This window comes from Amycolatopsis sp. NPDC047767, assembly GCF_040704195.1.
Classification (GTDB): Bacteria; Actinomycetota; Actinomycetes; order Mycobacteriales; family Pseudonocardiaceae; genus Amycolatopsis.
In genome coordinates, this window is record NZ_JBEYSJ010000009.1 from 223,422 (window position 1) to 243,335 (window position 19,914).

General features: G+C 72.2%; 16 protein-coding genes. 6 read left to right on the forward strand and 10 right to left on the reverse strand.

Translation table 11 applies throughout. The annotated features are described in order from the left end of the window. Positions 1–7: 7 nt before the first annotated feature. Complete coding sequence (locus tag AB0878_RS19160) at positions 8–946, reverse strand: ABC transporter permease subunit (RefSeq protein ID WP_366581511.1); 939 nt, start codon at positions 944–946, stop codon at positions 8–10. Beyond that, entirely contained in the window at positions 943–3,834 is a 2,892-nt protein-coding gene (locus tag AB0878_RS19165; protein ID WP_366581513.1) for an alpha/beta fold hydrolase, read from the reverse strand. The genes AB0878_RS19160 and AB0878_RS19165 overlap by 4 nt, the downstream gene beginning before the upstream one ends. 417 nt (positions 3,835–4,251) lie before the next feature. Here AB0878_RS19165 and AB0878_RS19170 point away from each other — a divergent pair, with 417 nt between their 5' ends. Together AB0878_RS19170 and AB0878_RS19175 are read left to right on the forward strand one after the other, a co-directional pair. After that, positions 4,252–5,217, forward strand: a complete 966-nt coding sequence (locus AB0878_RS19170) for a TerC family protein (protein WP_366581515.1) — start codon at positions 4,252–4,254, stop codon at positions 5,215–5,217. A 38-nt stretch (positions 5,218–5,255) separates the two neighbouring features. Then, positions 5,256–7,214, forward strand: coding sequence for a S9 family peptidase (locus tag AB0878_RS19175; protein WP_366581517.1), 1,959 nt, complete (start codon positions 5,256–5,258; stop codon positions 7,212–7,214). Between the two features lie 4 nt (positions 7,215–7,218). Here the strand turns inward: AB0878_RS19175 and AB0878_RS19180 are convergent, their stop codons facing one another. From AB0878_RS19180 to AB0878_RS19200, 5 genes are all read right to left on the reverse strand, one after another. Then, positions 7,219–7,875, reverse strand: coding sequence for an RES family NAD+ phosphorylase (locus tag AB0878_RS19180; protein WP_366581519.1), 657 nt, complete (start codon positions 7,873–7,875; stop codon positions 7,219–7,221). Positions 7,876–7,925: 50 nt separating this feature from the next. Next, positions 7,926–8,507 (reverse strand): DNA-binding protein, encoded by a 582-nt coding sequence (locus AB0878_RS19185; RefSeq protein ID WP_364185642.1) that lies wholly within the window; start codon positions 8,505–8,507, stop codon positions 7,926–7,928. Between the two features lie 341 nt (positions 8,508–8,848). Next, the gene (locus tag AB0878_RS19190) at positions 8,849–11,515 is read right to left on the reverse strand and encodes a hypothetical protein (protein WP_366581521.1); all 2,667 of its coding nucleotides are present in this window, start codon (positions 11,513–11,515) and stop codon (positions 8,849–8,851) included. Then, positions 11,512–11,961, reverse strand: a complete 450-nt coding sequence (locus tag AB0878_RS19195; protein ID WP_366581523.1) for a hypothetical protein — start codon at positions 11,959–11,961, stop codon at positions 11,512–11,514. The genes AB0878_RS19190 and AB0878_RS19195 overlap by 4 nt, the downstream gene beginning before the upstream one ends. A gap of 88 nt (positions 11,962–12,049) precedes the next feature. Then, positions 12,050–13,033, reverse strand: coding sequence for a LacI family DNA-binding transcriptional regulator (locus AB0878_RS19200; protein ID WP_366581524.1), 984 nt, complete (start codon positions 13,031–13,033; stop codon positions 12,050–12,052). A 90-nt stretch (positions 13,034–13,123) separates the two neighbouring features. On the opposite strand from AB0878_RS19200, the gene AB0878_RS19205 reads away from it, so the two are divergent. Beyond that, on the forward strand, positions 13,124–14,629 hold the full coding sequence (locus tag AB0878_RS19205; RefSeq protein WP_366581525.1) for an FGGY-family carbohydrate kinase: 1,506 nt from the start codon (positions 13,124–13,126) through the stop codon (positions 14,627–14,629). On the opposite strand, the gene AB0878_RS19210 is transcribed toward AB0878_RS19205, so the two are convergent. Further along, on the reverse strand, positions 14,617–15,282 hold the full coding sequence (locus AB0878_RS19210) for a helix-turn-helix domain-containing protein (protein ID WP_366581527.1): 666 nt from the start codon (positions 15,280–15,282) through the stop codon (positions 14,617–14,619). The genes AB0878_RS19205 and AB0878_RS19210 overlap by 13 nt on opposite strands. A 39-nt stretch (positions 15,283–15,321) precedes the next feature. Between AB0878_RS19210 and AB0878_RS19215 the strand changes: the two genes are divergently transcribed. The 3 genes from AB0878_RS19215 to AB0878_RS19225 all read left to right on the forward strand — a co-directional run bounded on the left by AB0878_RS19215 (position 15,322) and on the right by AB0878_RS19225 (position 17,255). After that, entirely contained in the window at positions 15,322–15,720 is a 399-nt protein-coding gene (locus tag AB0878_RS19215) for an NUDIX domain-containing protein (protein WP_366581529.1), read from the forward strand. A 194-nt stretch (positions 15,721–15,914) separates the two neighbouring features. Continuing rightward, complete coding sequence (locus AB0878_RS19220; protein WP_366581531.1) at positions 15,915–16,412, forward strand: MmpS family transport accessory protein; 498 nt, start codon at positions 15,915–15,917, stop codon at positions 16,410–16,412. A 36-nt stretch (positions 16,413–16,448) separates the two neighbouring features. Beyond that, positions 16,449–17,255, forward strand: a complete 807-nt coding sequence (locus AB0878_RS19225) for an ABC transporter permease (protein WP_366581533.1) — start codon at positions 16,449–16,451, stop codon at positions 17,253–17,255. Here AB0878_RS19225 and AB0878_RS19230 read toward each other — a convergent pair. Then, positions 17,231–17,917, reverse strand: a complete 687-nt coding sequence (locus AB0878_RS19230) for a histidine phosphatase family protein (RefSeq protein ID WP_366581535.1) — start codon at positions 17,915–17,917, stop codon at positions 17,231–17,233. The genes AB0878_RS19225 and AB0878_RS19230 overlap by 25 nt on opposite strands. Positions 17,918–17,957: 40 nt before the next feature. Beyond that, complete coding sequence (locus AB0878_RS19235; protein WP_366581537.1) at positions 17,958–19,832, reverse strand: Na+/H+ antiporter; 1,875 nt, start codon at positions 19,830–19,832, stop codon at positions 17,958–17,960. Between the last annotated feature and the right edge of the window lie 82 nt (positions 19,833–19,914).

A 19,914-nucleotide genomic window follows, 5' to 3' on the forward strand; every position in this document is an offset into this window, starting at 1 on the left:
GGGCGGGTCAGCTCGTGATGTCCCGCGTGGCGAACCGGCGACCGGCCAGCAGCAGGAACACCGTGGTGTAGATGAGCGACGAGAGCACCCCACTGGCCATGTTCGACCAGTCGATGTCGGTGGAGATCAGGTCGATCCAGGCGAACGAGTAGTGCGTGGGCAGGTAGTTGCGCAGCCCTTCGAGCGCCGTGATCTGGTCGAGGATCTGCGACAGGATCGCCACCAGCACCGTGCCGCCCACCGCGCCCAGCGGGGCGTCGGTGGAGACGCTGAGCAGCAGCGCCAGCCCGGCCACCCACGCCAGCTGGATGATGATGTACACAGTGGACAGCACGAGCGCGATCATGCTGTCGCCGAAGGTGACCGCGTCGCCCGTGGGGCTGATCGCGTCGCCCGCGCCGTACCAGATCACGCCCACCAGCAGCGACACCAGCGGCAGCAGCACCAGCGCCGCGGCGGACAGCAGGCCCGACACGATCGCCTTCTGCCGCAGCAGCCGGTGGCGCGGCACCGGGATCGCCAGCAGGTACTTCAGGCTCGACCACGACGACTCGCTCGCGATCGTGTCGCCGAAGAACAACGCCACGATCATCGGCAGCAGGAACGTGCCGGACACGAACAGGGCGAGCACCACGAAGTTCGGCGCGCTCGCCGTCGCGAGGTCCACGAACCCGCCCGAGCGGCGGTTCGGGTTCGACTGCCCGACCTCGAACGCCACCACGAGGATGAACGGCAGGATCGCCACGAACCCCAGCACCAGCTGGGTGCGCCGCCGCTTGAACTGCCGCTTCAGCTCCACGCCGAGGCGCAGCGTCCGCTCGGCGCGGTAGCCGGCGACGGCGCCGTCCGGGCCGACTTCGGCCTGCTCGGCCGTCGCCAGCTCGCTCAGCTCCCGCAGGGCGGCGGGGTCGGTGTGGACCCCGCCCGAACCGTTGGTGTTGCTCATGAGTTGTCTCCGACCAGCTGCAGGAACGCGTCTTCCAGCCGGCGCCGGGGCCCGGCCTGCTCCACCGCGACACCCGCGCGCACGAGTGCCGCCACCACGTCGGCGCGCGGCATCCCGTCGAGGTTCGCGTGCACGAGGTCACCCTCGACGTCGATGTCCGTGACGCCGCTGAGGCCCTTGAGCGCCGCCGAGGCCGCCGCCGGGTCGCCGACGCGGAACGTCGCCTCGCCGCTCGCGGCCGCCAGCTCGCCGACCTCGCCCGAGGCCACGAGCGTCCCGCGGTGCATCACGACCACGTGCGAGCAGGTCTGCTCGACCTCGGCCAGCAGGTGGCTCGAGACGACGACCGTGCGCCCGGTGGCGGCGTAGCGCTGCAGGACCTCGCGCATCTGGTGGATCTGGGGCGGGTCGAGCCCGTTGGTGGGTTCGTCGAGCACCATGAGTTCCGGCAGCCCGAGCATCGCCTGCGCGATCGCGAGGCGCTGGCGCATGCCCTGGCTGTAGTTCTTCACGCGGCGGTTCACCGCGTCGCCCAGGCCCGCGATCTCGAGCGCTTCCGAGAAGTGGGCCTTCTCGGTGGGCCGCCCGGTCGCCGCCCAGTACAGCTCGAGGTTCGCCTTTCCCGACAGGTGCGGCAGGAAGCCGGAACCCTCCACGAAGGACCCGATGCGCGACAGCACGGGCGCGCCGGGCGAGATCTTGTGGCCGAACACGCGGATTTCGCCCGCGGTCGGCGTGATCAGGCCCATCAGCATGCGCAGCGTCGTCGTCTTGCCCGCGCCGTTCGGGCCGAGCAGGCCGAGCACCTGGCCCGGCTCCACGCGGAAGGACAGGTCCTTCACGGCCACGAACCCGCCCGCGTACTGCTTGCGCAGCCCCTTGATCACGAGTGGCGTGTCCGCCAGGTCCGGGTCGACGTCGTGCGCGCGCCGGCGGCGGATCGCCGCGAACACGAGCGCGATGATGCCGACGAGCAGCGTCACGCCGATGCCGATCAGCTGGCCCTTCGGCGCCGGCGTGCCCACCGACGTGCCGGGCACGACCGGCATGGCGAGCGCCGAGCCCGAAGCCAGCGCGATGCGGAACACGCCCGGCGCGGTCGGCGTCGAGAACGACTGGTCGGTGGTGCCGACCACGAGCCGCAGCGAGTGCCCGGCCTCGATCGGGCGCACGATGCCCGGCAGCGTCACCGTCACGTCCACCGGGGTGCCGTTCGCCGGCAGGTTCGCCACGCGGAACGGTGCCACGGCGTTGGCCGGCAGCACGCGGGTGCCGTCGGGACCCACGTCGTAGAGCTTCGCGAACAGCACCGCCTCCGGCAGCGGATGCGCTGGATCGGTGGCGACCTGCAGCCGCACGGTGCTGGAACCCGCGATCAGGACCTGACTGTCGAACGGCGCGCTGCGGAACTGCGCGGCCTGGCCCGGCGGGTCGGTGCTGAACAACGGCGCCAGGCGTGACGAACCCGCCGCCAGCCCGTTGAGACCGGGGATGCCGCTCACGGCCGCGGGGTTGGCGCCCGCGGGCCGCACGGCCGGCTGCGGAGGACCGGCGAGCGCGATCTGGCGGCGTTCGGTGCCCGCGCCCGCGAGGCCCGGGTACGCGTCGGTGCTGACCGTGCGCACGGACGGCGCGCCGTTGGCCCGCAAAGTGCCCTGCACGTCGTAGCTGAAGCCGGTGCCCGGGTCGCCGTCGCCGGTCAGCGCCGACCACAGGAAGTCACCGATCTTCGCCCGCAGCTGCGGGCCGGGGACGCCGCCGTCGTGGCCGCCGGTGTACCAGATGGTGCGGACCTTGCCGCCGGCCGCGGAGATCTGGCGCGCGGTGGCGTCGGACTGGTCCAGGCCGAACAGCGTGTCGCTCTCACCCTGCACCAGCAGCGTCGGCACGGTGATCTTGTCCGTGACCGACGCGGGTGAGACGCGGTGCAGCAGCGCGACGGTCTGCGCGCTCACCTTCCCGGTGGTCGCCAGCTCCGTGTACGCCTGGCAGACCTGCGCGGTGAAGCGGCCGCACGGGTCGGCGGCCGGCGCCTGGCCCGGCTGGGCCTGGCCGGGGACCGGGGCGAGGGCGGCCTGCGCGTCGCCGCCGCCTCCGGTGCCTCCGGTGCCGCCGACCGAGCCGCCGTTGTCTTCGGTCTCCTGCCCGGCCTCGGGTGCCTCGGCCGAAGAGGATGCTCCCGCGCTCGGCGCGCCCGAGCCGGAGGAGAAGAAGATGCCCGCCCAGCTCTTCTTGAACACGCCGTCGGGCGCGAACTCGCCCGCCGCCGGGGTCTTCGCTGCGGGCGGCGTGGTGGCGCCGGCGTTGGGGATCAGGCCCTGGGCCAGGTCGTTGTAGGTGATCACCGGGGCGACGGCGGCCACGCGTTTGTCGGTGCCGGCGAGCAGCAGCGACAGCGCGCCGCCGTAGGACGCGCCGGTGACGGCGATCTCCGGCGCACCGCCCGCGCGGGTGGCGACTTCGTGGCTCGCGACGAGGTGGTCGATGAGCCGGCTCGCGTCGGCGACCTCCGCGTCGGGGTCGTTGAGGCCGATCTTGCCGGTGCTGCGGCCGAAACCGCGCGCCGACCAGGTCAGCACGACGAACCCGCGCTGGGCGAGCTCGCGGGCCTGGGGGTCCACGCTGGACTTGTCGCCGCCGAAACCGTGGGCCAGCAGCACGGCGGGGGCGGGCGTTTTCTCGGGGTAGTAGGTGGTGGTGTCGATGCGGACCTGCTCGGCCGAGCCGGGCGCGGCCGGCATCGCCAGGAAGGCGTCCTGGGTCCGGACGGGAGCGGGCTGCGAGCCGCTCGTGGTCCAGACGGCCACGACGGCGGCGACGACCACCACGACCGCGGCCAGCGCGGTCAGCCGGGCACCGCGCGTGCGCGGTAACGGGATTCGGGGCACGTGCTGACGTTATTTGAGCTTCGCTGAGAGCCGCGCGCGGGGCTCACACGGATCAGACATCTTCATGCCAATCCGACCAAAGCAGGCCGCCCCCACGCAGCACGTAACCGTTGCCACGAAGCCATTCGGCCGTGACTGTGGTCGGATCGGCAACGATCGGCACAGTTCACGCGAGCACGGGCGATTTTCGGCCTCGGTGACGGAGGTAACACCACCGGTTCGGTGACGAGGGCAACCTCCGCTGGCGTTCGCGCGCCGTAACCGGCAAACTGGACGCGCTGTGAGGGGAGTATTCCTTCGCGGCGGTGTCGTCAGCACGGTGGCGTGGCCCCCGGCACCGTCGGCCGGTAGAAAGGAACCGGCGGAAGAGACCTCCGGTTAGTTGCTGCTACGCGCTATCCGGAGGTAATTGCTGTGATGACTGTCCCCCTGTGGTTGTGGATCGCCACGGTCGGCGGCCTGCTGGCCCTGATCGCACTCGATCTGGTGATCGTCGACCACAAGCCCCACGCGATCAAACCGGCCGAGGCCGCGCGGTGGGTGATCTTCTACATCGCCTGCGCCGTCGTGTTCGGGATCGGCGTGTGGGTCTTCGCCGGGCACGACCCGGGCGTCGAGTTCTTCACCGGGTACATCACCGAGTACTCGCTGAGCGTCGACAACCTGTTCATCTTCATGATCATCATGGCGTCGTTCAAGGTGCCGGCGATCCACCAGCACCGCGTGCTGCTCGTGGGCATCCTGCTCGCGCTCGCGATGCGCAGTGTGTTCATCGCGGTGGGTGCGGCGCTGATCGCGCAGTTCGTGTGGGTGTTCTTCCTCTTCGGCGCGGTGCTGATCTGGACCGCGATCAGCATGCTGCGCAAGAAGGACGAGGAAGAGGAGTACCACGAGAACGCGGTGACCCGGTGGGTCCGCAAGGTCGCCCCGGTGACCGACGACTTCCACGACCACAAGTACACGGTCAAGGTCAACGGCAAGCGGATGATCACGCCGATGCTCGTGGTGATCGTCGCCATCGGCTCGGCCGACCTGCTGTTCGCGGTGGACTCGATCCCGGCCATCTTCGGGATCACCCAGGAGGCCTTCCTGGTGTTCACCGCCAACGCGTTCGCGCTGATGGGCCTGCGCCAGCTGTACTTCCTGCTCGGCGGTCTCGTCGAGAAGCTGGTGTACCTGTCCTACGGCCTCGCGGTGATTCTCGCGTTCATCGGCGCGAAGCTCGTGGTGCACGCGCTGCACGAGTACCACGTGGCGCCCGACTGGCTGGACATCAACAACTGGGTGTCCCTCGGCGTGATCGTGGTCGTGCTGGCGATCACCACGGTGGCGAGCCTGGCCAAGGCGAAAAAGGACGAACGGGCGCGCGTCCCGGCGGAATAAGTCTTTCGCTTTGCTAATGATCCGGTACGGTCGTCGGCATGCGACCAGCCGACATCGAAGCCCTCGTCGTCCCCGGCCGCCCCGCACTCCGGGGTGACCTGCTCCTGACCGCGGTCAAGCACCCCGACCTCGAGTCCAATGCCAACCACAGCGCGTTGCGCCGGGTGGGACTCGGGGGAGGGGACACCGCTTGGACGCAAGGTCCGCACGACGCGGCCCCGGCGATCTCGCCCGACGGGCGCTGGGTCGCGTTCCTGCGGGCGGGCGAGGGAGAAGGCGCCGACGGCAGTGCGCAGGTGCACGTGATGCCGGCCGCGGGCGGCGAAGCGAAGCGGCTGACGTCGCTGCACCTGGGCGCCGACGCGCCGGTGTGGGCGCCGGACTCGCGGCGGCTCGCGTTCACCGCGCGCGTGCCGGAGGCGGGCCGCTACGGCACCGAGGACGCAGACGGTGAGAAGCCGGAGCCGCCCGCCGAGGCGCCGCGCCGGATCACCCGCTTCGACTACCGCATCGACGACGTCGGGTTCCTGCGTGACCGGATGAAGCGGCTGTTCGTGCTCGACGCGGTCAGCGCGTTGGACGCCGCCGCGCTGCCCGAGCTCGAGCCGATCTCGCCGGTCGCCTACGACGTCGACGATCCCGCGTGGACGCCCGACGGCGAGCGCGTGGTCGTCACGGTGGCGCAGGACTGGGACCGCGTGGAGACCGACTACCGCGACCTGGTCGCGTTCCCGGCCGGTGGCGGGGAGCCCGAGCTGCTCGTGGCGTGCCACGGCTACGCGGAGCAGCCCGTGTTCGGTCCCGACGGCACCCTGTTCTTCTACGGTTCGTCCTACGAGGACGGTCACCGCGAGGCCTGCAACACCGGCCTCTACGCCGCCACAATCGGCACCGGCGGTCCGGCGAAGGCGCGGCGGATGACCGACATCGAGACCGTCGACGTGGAGAGCGGCTCCGGCCCCGCGATTCCCGTGAACGGCGAAGTGCTCGTGGCCGTGCGCAACCGCGGCGCGGTGGAGCTGCGCGCGGTCCCGGCTTCCGCCGACGCCGCCGTGCTGGCCGACTTGCGCGTGCTGCACGACGGCCACGTGGTGGTGCGCGGCTTCGCGGCCGACGGCGACACGATTGTCGCGGTGGTCGCCACGCCGGAGACCTCAGGTGACGTCGTCGTGCTCGACGCCGGCGGCCCGCGGGTGCTCACCGACTACTCGAAGCCGTTGCGGGACAAGGGGTTGCGGCCTGTCGAGGAGCTCACCACGACCTCGCCCGACGGCTACCCCGTGCACGGCTGGCTCGTGCTGCCCGAGGGCGAAGGCCCGCACCCGGTGCTGCGGGTCGTGCACGGCGGGCCGTTCGCGCAGCAGGACTGGGCCGTGTTCGACGAGGCCCAGGTCTACGCCGCGGCCGGCTACGCCGTGGTGCTCGGCAACCCGCGCGGTTCGGCGGGCTACGGGCAGGGCCACGGCCGCGCGATCACGTTCGGCTTCGGCACCGTCGACGTCGACGACGTGCTCGCGCTGCTGGACAAGGCGCTCGAACGCCCCGACCTCGACTCCTCGCGCGTCGGCATCATGGGTGGCTCGTACGGCGGGTTCATGACCAGCTGGGTCGCCTCCCACCACCCGGAGCGGTTCAAGGCGGCGTGGAGCGAGCGCGCGGTGAACGCGTGGGACTCGATGGTCGGCAGCTCCGACATCGGCTACTTCTTCGTCGACTCCTACATCGGTACCGACCCGGAGGTGTTGCGCGACCGCAGCCCGCTGACCTACGCGGCCGACATCACCATCCCGTTCGCGGTCGTCCACTCCGAACAGGACTGGCGCTGTCCGCTGGAGCAGGCGCAGCGCATGTTCGTGGCGCTGCGCCGCGCGGGTGCCGACGCGGAGTTCCTGCTGTTCCCGGGCGAGGGCCACGAGCTGTCGCGCGCGGGGCGCCCGCGTCACCGCGTGCAGCGCTTCGACGCGGTGCTGGAGTGGTGGTCGCGCCACCTGGGCTGAGCGCTCAGTTGAGGAGCGTGTAGTTCAGCTCTTCGCAGACCCGGCCGAGCGGGACGTCGAGCCCCGGGTGGTCCAGCGGCAGCAGGACATCCGGGGCGATCGGCAGCGCGGCGCCCGCCGGCGGGTCCCACAGGCACACGGACGGGTCGCCGGAGTCCATCGACGAGCGGTACCAGAGCCCGTCGAGGTCGGGCAGCGCGCTGCGGATCGCGCGCGCCCAGGCCTGGGTGATCTTCTTCGGCCCGCTGGAAATTTCCTGCGACGCGCCCACGCGCGTGGGCCACAGGCCGGTGAGGTCGAGCAACCTCAACGGCCGGACGGGGCGCACGACCACGAGCCGCGGCCCGCGCGTCTTGCGGTCGACCGTCGAGCTCGTCTGGAACACCTCGGCGACGCTCGTGCGCACGGTCAGGCCGAAGTACAGCACGCCGTTGCCCGGGTCGGTCACGGGCTGGCCGCCGCGGCCGGGCGGCTGCTGGTCGAACCGGCCGTGCGGGAGCGGGCCGGTGTAGCGGAACGAGTTCCACTGCTGCGGGTGGTTGCCGTGCGCGGTGAAGATGCGGACCAGCCTGGTCTCGGGCTGTACCGCCACCACGTCGTGGGCGCGGTCCAGCTCCTTGACCAGCACGGATCGCGCGGGCGGCAGGGGGAGCCGGGCCATGCGTCGGGGGTCGTCCGTCCTGTGTCGGTGATCTTGGGCGTCGGGACAGCCTAGAACGGCGAGCCGAGCGTGGCGACGAGGCGCGCGACCTGCTCGGGATCACCGCCCGAGAGGAGCCACTGGCGCGGCGTGGCCGGCCGGTCGCTGATCACCAGATCGTCCTGCGGGGTGTTCATGAAGGCGGCGACGACGAGCGCGGGCTGGTCCTCGGGGATCGCGCGCAGCACCGCCTCGAGGCCGGGCAGTACGCCGGAACCGTTGAACTGCCACGACGGCAGCCGCCAGCCCTGGTCCTTCCAGCCCGTGAGCCGGCCTTCCTTGAGGCGGTGGCGGATGCGGCTGTCGTCGATCTTCAGCGCCTTCGCGGCCTGGGTGACGGTGAGCGCCGAGTCGGCGAGCACGGCGTGGGCGGCCACGGTGCGCGCGCGGAAGTCGGGTTCGTCGTCGCCGTGCGGCGTGAGGTCGAGCCCCACGTCCGCCAGCGCGGCCTGCTGGTCGGGCGAGAAGTAGTGCGACGGATCGGGGTTCGGCGGTGACAGCCTGCGCGCCGCGTCCTCGACGAGCGTGAGGAACTCCGTAGCGTCGGCCTTGAGCCCCGCCTTGGCGAGGACGTTCTCGAGCGCGACTGACATGCGCTCAGACTAGCTCGCGTGTGCGGGTTCGTGCGGTTGGTCACCGGATCTGTGGGTGAATTCACCAGAGATCGACACTCAGTGCACAGAACCCAACACGCGGCGTAGGCGATTTCGCGTCAGTCTGCCCGGCCGGTGGTGGTGCTGTCCAGGCTTTCGTGCCCTTGACACTCCGCCGCGGCCCCTTTACGTTCGGTTGGTAATCGATTTCCCGCCTCGTGCTGTTGCGGGCTCCGGCGGTCTCGGCCGCCGGTGCTGGGGGGACAGGGGGTGGGACGTGCCTGGTGCACCGGTACTGGCCGGTCCACCAGGCACGTCGTCTTTTTCAGGGTTTCGGCCGCTCACGGGTTCACGGCCCGGGACCGCCAGAAACCCAGGTTGTGGCGGGCGGTCCGCGTGAGGCGGTGGTCGGGTCCGCACGTCCGGCTCGCCTCCTCGAGCACCTGCCCGAGCTGGGCGGCCGCGTCGGCCGGGTAGCCGGCGATCCCGAGCCAGCACGCCAGGATGCGGCGGACGGACAGCTCGCCCTCCGCTTCACGGGACGCCGCTGCTTCGGGTGACTCCAGGATCTCCCGCCAGAACCGGGCCATCGCCAGGGCGTCGCCGGCGGAGGAGGCCGAGCTGACGGCCGCCTTCCGCTGCGACAGGTGCCAACCGGGACCCCAGATCCGTTCGAACTCGTCGAAGACTTCCCAGCAGGCGCTGTGCCGGCGTTCGTCGTGCAGGCGGCGGAGGCCTTCGAGGTCGCGGTCGTCCGGCGTGAACACCCTGACCGCGTCCCGGAGCACGCCCTCGAGCTGCGCCAGCGCGCCGACTTCGTCACCGGCTTCGGCCCACGTCGCGGCGAGGTTGCGCCGGACGGCCAAGGTCTCTCGGTGATCGGGGCCGAACACCCTCGTGAAATCCGCGAGCACGGAGCCCAGTTCGTCCGCGCCGTCGAGCGGATCGTTGCCCGGAAGCCGGAGCACCGCGAGGTTGTGGCGCGTCACCAGTGTTTTTTCGCTGTCCCGGCCGAGCACCCGCCGCTGGTCCGCGATCAGTTCTTCCAGCGCACCGAGGACGCCGGTCTCCTCTTTCGCCGCGCGCGTCTCGAGGACCAGCTGCCGGGTGTACAGCGTGTACGGATGATCGTGCTTGAGCGCTCGCCGCTGGTCTTTCTCCAGCTTCTTGAGCTCGCGCAGCGCGCCATCGAGGTCGCCCGACCAGAAGCGCAGACAGCCGAGGAAGTAGCGGGTGAGGAGGGTGTCGGCGTCGGTGCGTCCCAGGATCCTGCGCTGGTCGTCGAGGACCTTCGCGAGTTCCTCCTCGCCGCCGCGATCACCCGGCGTGGTGGAGGCTTGGGCGAACGCGACTTTGCCGCGGGTGGACAGCGTCGCCCGGTTGAGGGGACCGAGCGTCCGGGTCTGCTCCGCCAGCAGCTCCCGCAACGGGTCGGCGTCGTCGTGCACCAGCAGGCCGCGCACGACGAGCAGGTGACCGCGGATCTCGTGGGTGTCCGGATGGTCCTGGCCGAGGCGGCGCACCGCCTTGCGATGGAGGTACTGGAAGTAGAGGGCCGCGGGCTGCGTCAGGCCGGCGTCCTTGAGGGCCGTGCCCGCCCGGATCAGGACCGGGTGGCATCGGCCCCGCCACAGCTCTTCCTCCGCCCACGAACGCAGTGCGCGGGCGGCGGAGAAGAACACCTGGTGCGGCCCGGCTTCGCCACGAGGCTCCGGCCACGCGTCCAGCAGGGCGTCGCCGGCGGCGCGTTCGCCCAAGGCGGGTGGGTCGGGCGCGCTCGCCGCTGCCAGCCAGGCCGCCGTCACGTCGTTGACGCCGGGTGGCGGTGACCACTGGTCCACCAGTGCTTCGCGGGCCTGTTCCCGGGCGAAGTACAGGTGCTCCAGGAGGATCCGGCGCACCCAGCCGTCGAGGCGGACCGAGCGCCGATCGTCGACGGTGACCAGCCCCAGGCGCGCCGCCTGGTTCACCGCGTGCCGGACGTCGTCGGTCGTCACGTCGCGGCCGGTGCTCGTGGCCAGGAACCGGGAAAGCGCCGGCGATTCGAAGAACGCCATCGGGACGGGACCGCCGGCCACCCGCGCGGCGAGGTCCAGCACCGGCCTGACGAGCCCGTCGGCCAGGTCGAGCATCAGCGCGCAGGTGGCGACCACGTCAAGGTGCACGGTCTCCGAAAAGCCGTTCTGCAACGGCATGTTCGTGTGCGCGAGCGCGCTGTGCACGGGGCGGAGCCGATCGCGGCGCGCCGACCACGAGTGCAGGAACTCGGCGTAGGTCGCATCGCGCATCGCGACCCACGAGGCGGCGTGCGCGAGGGTTGGGGGAAACCCCAGCAGCGCGTTCGCGAGCTCGTCCGCGCCCGCGGCGCGGCCCGGGCTGCCGGCCTGTCTCGACCGCAGGTAGGCCACCGCTTCGGTCTCGTCGAACGGGTCCACCCGGATGCGCCGGACGCCGGGCGAGAAGACGGCGTCGTCTTCCCGCGTGGTGACGACGGTCTGCCCGGTCTTGTGCCGCGGTGGCCACAGCTCGCGCAGGTCCTCGACCTCGATCAGGCCGTCGAGCACGACCAGCCAGCTTCGGCTCGTCTCGGCCAGCCACGTCAGGAACCGCCGGATCGCCTGTTCGCCAACGGCTTCCTCGCCGAACACGGCCGCGGCGGCCGCGAGGTAGCCGAGCTGCACCGCCTCGCGCGATTCGGCGGTGAGCCACACGAGCAGGTCGAGGTCACCCCGTTCGAGCAGCTGTCCGGCGTGGCCCACGGCCAGTTGGGTTTTGCCCGCACCGCTCATCCCGGCGAGCACCACGGTCCCGCCGGTGCCGAGTTCGCCGGCGATCCCGCGGTGCCGGAGACCCGCGGCGCGCGGGGGCACGAAGCCGACGAGCTTCGGCCACTCGTCCCGCGACTGCTCAGGAGCGGCGAACTGCTGGTTGACCGTGACGCTGATGTCGCGACCGGCCCGGACCTCGCGGAGCCCGAAGGAGGGCGTCGCAAGACCGGTCGCTCTCAAGGGCGGGCCCGGTTGTCACCTTCTTCGACCCGGATGCCCTCGATCACGATGCTGCCCTGGGCCTCGACGCGGCTGAGCTCGACGCCGGTGGCGTTGCCGCGAACGGAGACATTGCTGATCCTGATCAGCTGGGCCGCCACGTCGTCGAGGTCGACACCGACCGCGCGCGCGGCCGCGGCGTCGTGCTCCCGCACCGCGGTGACCACCCGCTGCGCCGCTTCGCGCACCTCCGCGTCCTCGGCGGCGCTGGCGTCGGCGAGATCCTCCTCGAGCGACTGCTGCTTCGCCGCGGATTCGGGCCGGCGCTCCACCGGAGTGACGTCGACCTTGTGGCGACCCGTGATCAACTGCTTCAGCGCACCGTAGGCGTCGCGCACGGCCGAGTGCGCCTGCTCCTTCAGCCCGGCCGTCGCACCGGCGACCACTGCCGCGACGATCAGTGACACGGGTTCCATGTTCGGACGACCCCTCCCCGTTCGGCCAACGCGAAAAATCTATACCGAAGCGGCCGCGGCCGGGTGACCTCCGCGGAAGTCACCCCCGCCGGCGCGAGCTCTGCCGTTCGATGAGCCGCGCTTCCAGCGTCGTCGTGGTGGGGCGGCGGGTGCCGTCGGTGATGCGGGCGAGCAGAAGCTGCGCGGCGACGCGGCCGACCTCGTAGGCGGGCTGGGCGACGACCGTCAGCGGCGGGTCGATCAGGGTTGTCCAGGGGGCGTCGTCGAAGGAGACGATGCCGACGTCGCGACCGGGGCGCACGCCGCGGCTCGCGAGGGTCTCGAGGACGCCGATCGTCATGGTGCTGTTGGCCACCAGCAGCGCGTCCGGGGGATCCGGCAGTTCGAGCAGTTCGGTGGCGGCCACGCGCGCGCCCTCGGCGCGGTACTCGGCGCGGCGGAAGAGCGCGTTCTCCTCACCGACGGCGTCGAGGTAGCCGGAGAGGCGGTCGTCGGCCGTGCGGACGCCGGCGGGACCGGTCAGGCACGCGATGCGGCGGTAGCCGCCGGCCACGAGGTGGCGGGTCGCGTCGCGGGCGGCGCGGCGGGTGTCCACGAGGACCTGGTCGCCGTCCGGGCCGGTGAGCGGCCGGTCGACCGCGACCACCGGCGTGCCCTGGCGGCGCAGGCGGTCGACGTTGGTGGAGCGGCCCGTGGGGGAGAGCACCACGCCGGCGACGCGTTCCTGGAGCGCGACGTCGATGTAGCGGCGCTCCTTGTCCTCGTTCTCGTCGGAGTTGCACAGCACCACGGAGTAGCCCGAGATCTGCGCGAGATCCTCGACGCCGCGGGCGATCGCCGTGAAGAACGGGTTCTCGACGTCGGAGATGATCAGCGCCAGCACGGCCGTCTCCTGGCGGCGCAGGTTCCGGGCCAGGCCGTTGGGGTGGTAGCCCAGCTCCTCGGCCGCCACGAGCACCCGCGCCGCGAGCTCCGGGTCCACTGTGGACTTGCCGTTGAGGGCCCGGGACACCGTGGCGGTGGAGACGCCGGCGCGCGCGGCGACGTCGCTGATCGTGGCCACCGTGACCTCCTCCGGCTGTCCTTGACACCCTCGTCCCCCGAAGAATAGCGTCCCGGGTAATCGTTTACCGTCCGCATACGGGGAGTCGCGGTGGATCCGGGCCTGCTGCTCGGCATCGACATCGGCACGTCCAGCTCCAAGGGCGTCCTCGGCGGTGCCGACGGGACGATACTGGCGCGCGCCGGCCGCGCGCACACCACCTCCCGCCCGCGGCCCGGCTGGTTCGAGCACGACGCGGAAACGGTGTGGTGGGCCGACTTCACCGCGCTCGTGCGCGAGCTCACCGCGGCGGCCGGCGACCGGCCACTCGCCGGGCTGGCCGTGAGCGGCATCGGGCCGGTACTGCTGCCCGCCGATGCCGACGGCCGGCCCCTGCGCCCGGCGATCCTCTACGGTGTGGACACGCGCGCGGGCGCGGAGATCGCCGAGCTCACGGCGGAGCTGGGCGAGGAGTCCATTGTGGAGCGTGGTGGCAGCGCGCTGTCCAGTCAGGCCGTGGGACCCAAGTGGCGCTGGCTGTTCCGGCACGAGCCCGAGGTGGCCGAGCGCGCGAAGCTGTTCCTCATGGCGAGCTCGTACCTCGTGCTGCGGCTGACCGGGGAGTACGTGCTCGACCACCACTCGGCGAGCCAGTGCGACCCGATGTACGACCTGCGCGCCGGCGCGTGGGCCGAGGACTGGGCCCGGCTGGTCGCGCCCGGCGTGGAGCTGCCGCGGCTGGCGTGGCCGACGGAAGTGGCCGGCACGGTTTCCGCCCCGGCGGCAGCGGCGACCGGGCTGCCCGCGGGCCTGCCCGTCACCTGCGGCACGGTCGACGCGTGGGCCGAGGCGGCGAGCGCCGGGGTGCGGGCGCCCGGCGACACGATGCTCATGTACGGCACCACGATGTTCCTCGTGCAGACCGCCGCCCAGCCGCGGCCGGTGCCGGGCCTGTGGGCCACGCGCGGCGCGTTCGCGGGCACCTACTCGCTCGCCGCCGGGATGGCGACGTCCGGTGCGATCACCGACTGGCTGCGCGACCTCGTCGGCGGCGAGTTCGCCGACCTGGTCGCCGAGGCGGGCGAGGTGCCCGCCGGCAGCTGCGGGCTGCTGATGCTGCCGTACTTCGCCGGCGAACGCACGCCGGTGCCGGACCCGGCCGCGCGCGGGGTGCTTGCCGGGCTCACGCTGTCGCACACCAGGGCCGACCTCTACCGCGCCGCGCTGGAAGGCACCGCGTACGGCGTCCGGCACAACCTGGAGGCGATGGGCTCCGGAGAGGGCCGCCGTCTCGTCGCGGTCGGCGGCGGCACGCAGGGTCGCGTGTGGACGCAGATCGTGAGCGACGTGACGCGTGCGGAGCAGCACGTGCCCACCGAGACGATCGGCGCCGCCTTCGGGGACCCGCTGCTGGCCGCGTTCGCCGTGGGGCTGGAGCCCGACATCGACGCGTGGAACCCGGTCGCCACCGTCGTGCGGCCCGATCCGGCGCGCGCCGACGTCTACGACGAGTTCTACGCCCGCTACCGCGCCCTGTACCCGGCGACAGCCGACATCGCGCATTTCCTTGCCGCGCAACAGGAACGCGCGGCCCAGGCTCAGACTCAGGAGAAGTAGGCCCTCGGCGTGAGCCCGGTCAGCGCCCGGCACTCCCGTGACAGATGGGCCTGGTCGGCGTACCCGGCACTGGCGGCGAGGTCGGCCAGCCCCGGCGCGCGCGGAGCGAGGGCGATGGCGCGTTGCAAGCGCAGCACGCGCAGGTAGGTCGCCGGTCCGTAGCCCACCGCCACGGTGAAGCGGCGCCGCAGCTGCCGTTCGCCCACGGCCGTCGCCGGGGCGCCCACACGGGCCGGCGCAGTGTGCAGGTGTGACAGCAGCTCGGCCACGGTCGGGTCGGGGTCGGCTTCCCGGCCGGCGACGACGTCGGTGAGGCTGCGCGCGCCGCTGAGCACCGCGTCGGTCAGCAGCTCGCCGCGGCGGCCCCACACCTCGGCCAGCGGGAGCCGCCGGTCGCGCAGCTCGTCGGCCGCGACGCCGAGCACCGCCGGCGCCGCGCCGGGGTGGAACCGCAGGCCGTTCAGCGTGGCGCCGGGTGAGGTGACCGACGACCACGCAGCGGTGTCCGGGCCCGCGACGAAGACTTCGCCGTCGCCGGCGACGAGATCCACGCAGCCGTCGGGCACGATCCGCTTCGGGCCCGCCTGGACCGACCGCCACAGGCAGCGGACCACGGCGCGCACCGGCTCGGGCGCGAGCGTCTCCGAGTACACGCCCCGATTCTCCCCTCCGGATACGACAGAATGCGACCCATGACCCCGATCGACGCGCTGGCCTGGGTTCACGTCCGCGACCGGCGGCTGCTGTCGGTGCGCACGCGGGGCAAGGAGAAGTTCTACCTGCCCGGCGGCAAACGCGAGCCGGGCGAGGGCGACGTCGCGGGGCTGTGCCGCGAGATCCGCGAAGAGCTCGGCGTGGAGCTCGACCCGCTGACCTTCCGGTTCTTCGCGCTGCTCGACGAGCAGGCCGACGGGTTCGCCGACGGCCGCCGCGTGCGCATGACCTGCTACACGGCCGAACACACGGGCGAGCCGGCGCCGTCGGCCGAGATCGCCGAGGCGGCGTGGCTGGGCTCCGCCGACGCCGCGGTGTGCCCGCCCGCCGGGCAGCGCGTGCTGCGGATGCTGGCCGAACAGGGGGTCGTGGACTGACTCTCCGTGACCGGCTATCACGACGGTGTTATGGGCATCGTCCGTGGTGACCACATCGGTGACTGGTCCACTGGGGCACCCGTAAGGGTGAAGTTTCACCAACTTTGCGCGGTTGGCTAACGCCGAGTGACGTTCGGACGAGAACCAGGCATCGTACTCGTCAGAAGTGCGCTCGAACGAGAGAAGACCTCTCCATGAGTGTTCCTGCCGCGACCCCTCCGGCATCGCCGCCGGGTGCGGGTGGTCCGGGCCGGCTCAAGCCGCTCGGCAGCGTGGTCGTCGTGGTCGGCGTCATCGCCGTCGCGATCGCCGTGGCCTCGTACGTCACGCCCAAAGCGGCGCCGAGGGCCGGCGAACCCGGCCAGGCGTCCCCGACCGAGGTCGCGCAGGCCGAGCCCGTGGCCGTCCAGGACGTCACCCGCACCATCGTCTACGCGCTCGAAGGCGAAGGCGGCGCCCGCAACCTCACCTACGTGGCCGCCGACGCGGGCCTCGAGCAGCAGACCGAGGTCACCACGCCGTGGTCGGTCACCGTCACGCGCACCGCGCCCGCCGGCGAAGCCGAGTTCGCGAGCCTCGCCGCGCAGAGCGCCGGGCCGGGCGCGCTGACCTGCCGGATCACCGTGGACGGCGCCGTCGTCGCCGAGAAGTCCGTGTCGGGGGAGGGCGCGCAGCTCAGCTGCACCGCATGAGGTCCGGGTGAGCCTGCCTGGGGCAGGATCACGGGCGTGAACGGTGCGATCGGGTTCGGGCCCGCCCTGGTGATCGTCCTCGCGGTGCTCACGCTGGCCGGAGGCGCGGTGGTGCGCTTCGGCGGGCTGGGGCAGGGCCGGGCGGTGCTGGTGGCGGCGGTCCGCGCGATCGCGCAGCTCGCGCTCGTGTCCCTGGTGATCACGCTGATCCTGCGGTCGGGCTGGCTCACCGGCCTGTTCGTGCTGTTGATGTTCGCGATCGCCGTCGTCACGTCGGCCTCTCGCATCGGGGTGCCGCGCCGGATCGGCTGGGTCGCGCTGGCGCTGGCCTCGGGTGTCGCGCCCGTGCTGGCCCTGGTGCTCGCATCGGGAGTTGTGCCGCCGGAACCGATCACGGTCGTGCCGATCGCCGGCATCGTGATCGGCGGGACGATGACCGCCACGTCGCAGTCGGCGCGCCGCGCGCTCGACGAGCTCGCCCTGCGCCACGGCGAGTACGAAGCCGCGCTGGCGCTGGGTTTCCTGCCCCGGCTGGCCGCGCTGGAGATCTGCCGTCCGTCGGCCGGGCAGGCCCTGATCCCGGCGCTCGACCAGACGCGCACGGTCGGGCTGGTCACGCTGCCGGGCGCGTATGTCGGTCTGCTGCTCGGCGGCGCGGGCCCGATTCAGGCCGGCATCGCGCAGGCGCTCGTGCTGATCGGGCTGCTGGCCGCGGAATCCGTTGCCGTCCTGACGACCGTGCAGCTCGTCGCGGCGGGGTTCATCCGCCGCGACGAGCCGGTGCGCCGCCGGTGGACCTTCGCGTGGGTGCCCCGGCGTCAGCCGAGCGGCGCCGCCAGGTGAGCGGTGTCGTTGAAACGCCGCACGAGCCACCGGTCGCCGTGCACCACGAGGTGGGAGATGGACCCGTTGTCCGCGCCCAGGAACGCGAAGCGGTCGACCGCGCGGCTCGCCTGCGCGAACACCTCGCCGATCACGCCGCCGTGGGTGAACACCGCGACGCGGCGGTCGGGGTTCGCCTCGGCGATCCGCGTGAGTGCCCGGCGGATGCGCAGGCCGAACGCCTCGTCGGACTCCGCGCCCGGGATCACTTCCCAGCGCTGCTCGGTCCAGAGCCGGTCGACGATCGGGTGCCCCTCGGTCGTGTACTGGCGGAAGAGCCCGTTCTCCCAGTCGCCGAGGTGGATTTCGCGCAGTTCGGGCACGACCTCGGGCGTGAGGCCGAGCTTCTCGGCGAGCGGCGCGGCGGTCTGCACGGTGCGCCGCAGCGTCGTGACGTAGAGCGCGTCGATGCGCTCGCCGACGAGCCGTTCGCCGATGCGGAGGGCGTGGTCGCGGCCTTCGGGTGCGAGGTCGGGGTCGGCCTGGCCGTCGACGAGGTCGAACGGTGCGCTGATCCGCGCGGGCGCGGATTCTCCGTGGCGCACCAGGAAGATCTCGGTCGCTCCCGGCGGGGGGCTGAACCGGTGCTGGCGGTATTCGACTTCCTGCTCGGGCGTGCTCATGGCCCCGACCCTATCCGGGCCGGGTTGCGAGCCGGGGTCCTCAGCCCAGCTGTTTGTCCACGAAACACCAGCGCCACGTCTCACCCGGTTCGAAGCTGCGCATCACCGGGTGGCGGCTGTCGTGGAAGTGCAGTGTCGCGTGCTTGCGCGGCGAGGAGTCGCAGCACGCGACGTTGCCGCATTTGAGGCACATGCGCAGATGAACCCAGGTCGTGCCTTCCGCGATGCACGCGGCGCAGACGTCGGGAGAGCTCGGGTCGACGTCGCGCCACGGGTGCGCCAGGTGCTTGCACGAGCGCGCCGTGACGGCCGGCGTGCTCAGCTCGCGCTCGACGACCGGTGCTTCCTCTTCGACGCGGTCGAGCAGCGACTCCTCGATGTCGAGCCGGGCCAGCACGCGGCGCAGCACGGTGTCGTCGGCCGTGCCGTTGTCGCGCGCCAGCAGGAACTGCTCGCGGTCGACTTCCAGCAGCTGCAGGCGCAGCCGCCGGTAGGCGTCGCTCGGCGTCTCCGCGAGCGCGCTCTGGCGGCCGAGCTGCTCCCACGCCGAGTCGGCGCGGTACTGGAGGCGGTCGCGCAGCCGTTCGACGATGTCGGGCGGGTCGTCCGGGGTGCTGATCTCCTCGAGCTTCGCGAGCGCGGCGCGGGTCATGTCGTTGACCACGGCGGCTTCCTGCAGCGCGTCTTCGGCCGGGTCGGGCCGTGGCAGGCGCAGGCGCCGGATCAGCGTCGGCAGCGTCATGCCCTGCACCACGAGCGTGCCGGCCACGACCACGAACGCGGCCAGCACCAGCACGGCGCGCTGCGGGGTGTCGGCCGGGAGCACGAACGCCGCGGCGAGCGTGACCACACCGCGCATGCCGGCCCAGGCGATCACGGCGGAGTAGCGCCAGGGCCAGATCTTCGGCTTCTTGACGAAGCGGGCGGTGAGGCGCTTCTGCACGCCGATGCCGATCAGCCACAGCACGCGCGTGAGGATCACCGTGCCGAGCACCGCCGCGCAGATGCCGAGGAGCTCCCACACCGACAGGCCCGTCTTGGAGACGTCGATGAGGATCCCGCGCAGCTGCAGGCCGATCAGCAGGAAAACCATGTTCTCCAGCAGGAACTGCACGGTCTGCCAGTTGAGCCGCGACGCCAGCCGGGTGGAGCCCGAGAGAATGCGCGGCGATTCGTGGCCGAGCATGAGGCCGCAGACGACCACCGCGAGCACCCCGGAGCCGTGCGCGACCTCGGCCAGCAGGTACGCGACGAACGGCACGGCGAACGACAGCGCCGTGTCCGTGACCGGTTCCTCCAGGCGCTTGCGCAGCTGGGTCGCGACGAAGCCGACCAGGAGGCCGACCACGATCCCGCCGACCGCGGCGAGCAGGAAGTCGAGCCCGACCTGCCACAGGCTGATCGACCCGGCGATGGTCGCGATTGCCGTGCGCAGGGTGACCAGCGCGGCCGCGTCGTTGAACAGGCTCTCGCCCTCCAGCAGCCGCACGAGCTTGCGCGGCATGCCGACGCGGCGCGCGACCACGCTCGCCGCCACCGCGTCGGGCGGCGCGACCACCGCGCCGAGCGCGATCCCGGCGGCGAGCGGCAGGCCCGGCACCACGGCCCAGGCGACCACTCCGACGCCGAACGCCGTGAACACGACGAGACCCACCGACAGCACGAGGATCGGCCCGCGCAGCTTGTTGAACGCCACCAGCGACGTCTGGATCGACGCCGAGTACAGCAGCGGGGGCAGCAGCCCGATCAGCACGACCTCGGGGTCGAGCTGGTAGTCGGGCAGGCTCGGGATGAACGACGCCGCGACCCCCACCGCGACCAGACACAGGGGCGCCGACCAGTCCAGACGCCTCGCGATGACCGTGACGACCAGGACCGTCACGACCAGCGCCACCAATTCCGCCGCGATGTGCACGGGGTAATCATGACCCGCGCGCGGCCGCGGGTGCTCGCGGGACACGGAACTCGCCACCTGCGTGATCAGTAGGCTGGCTCGC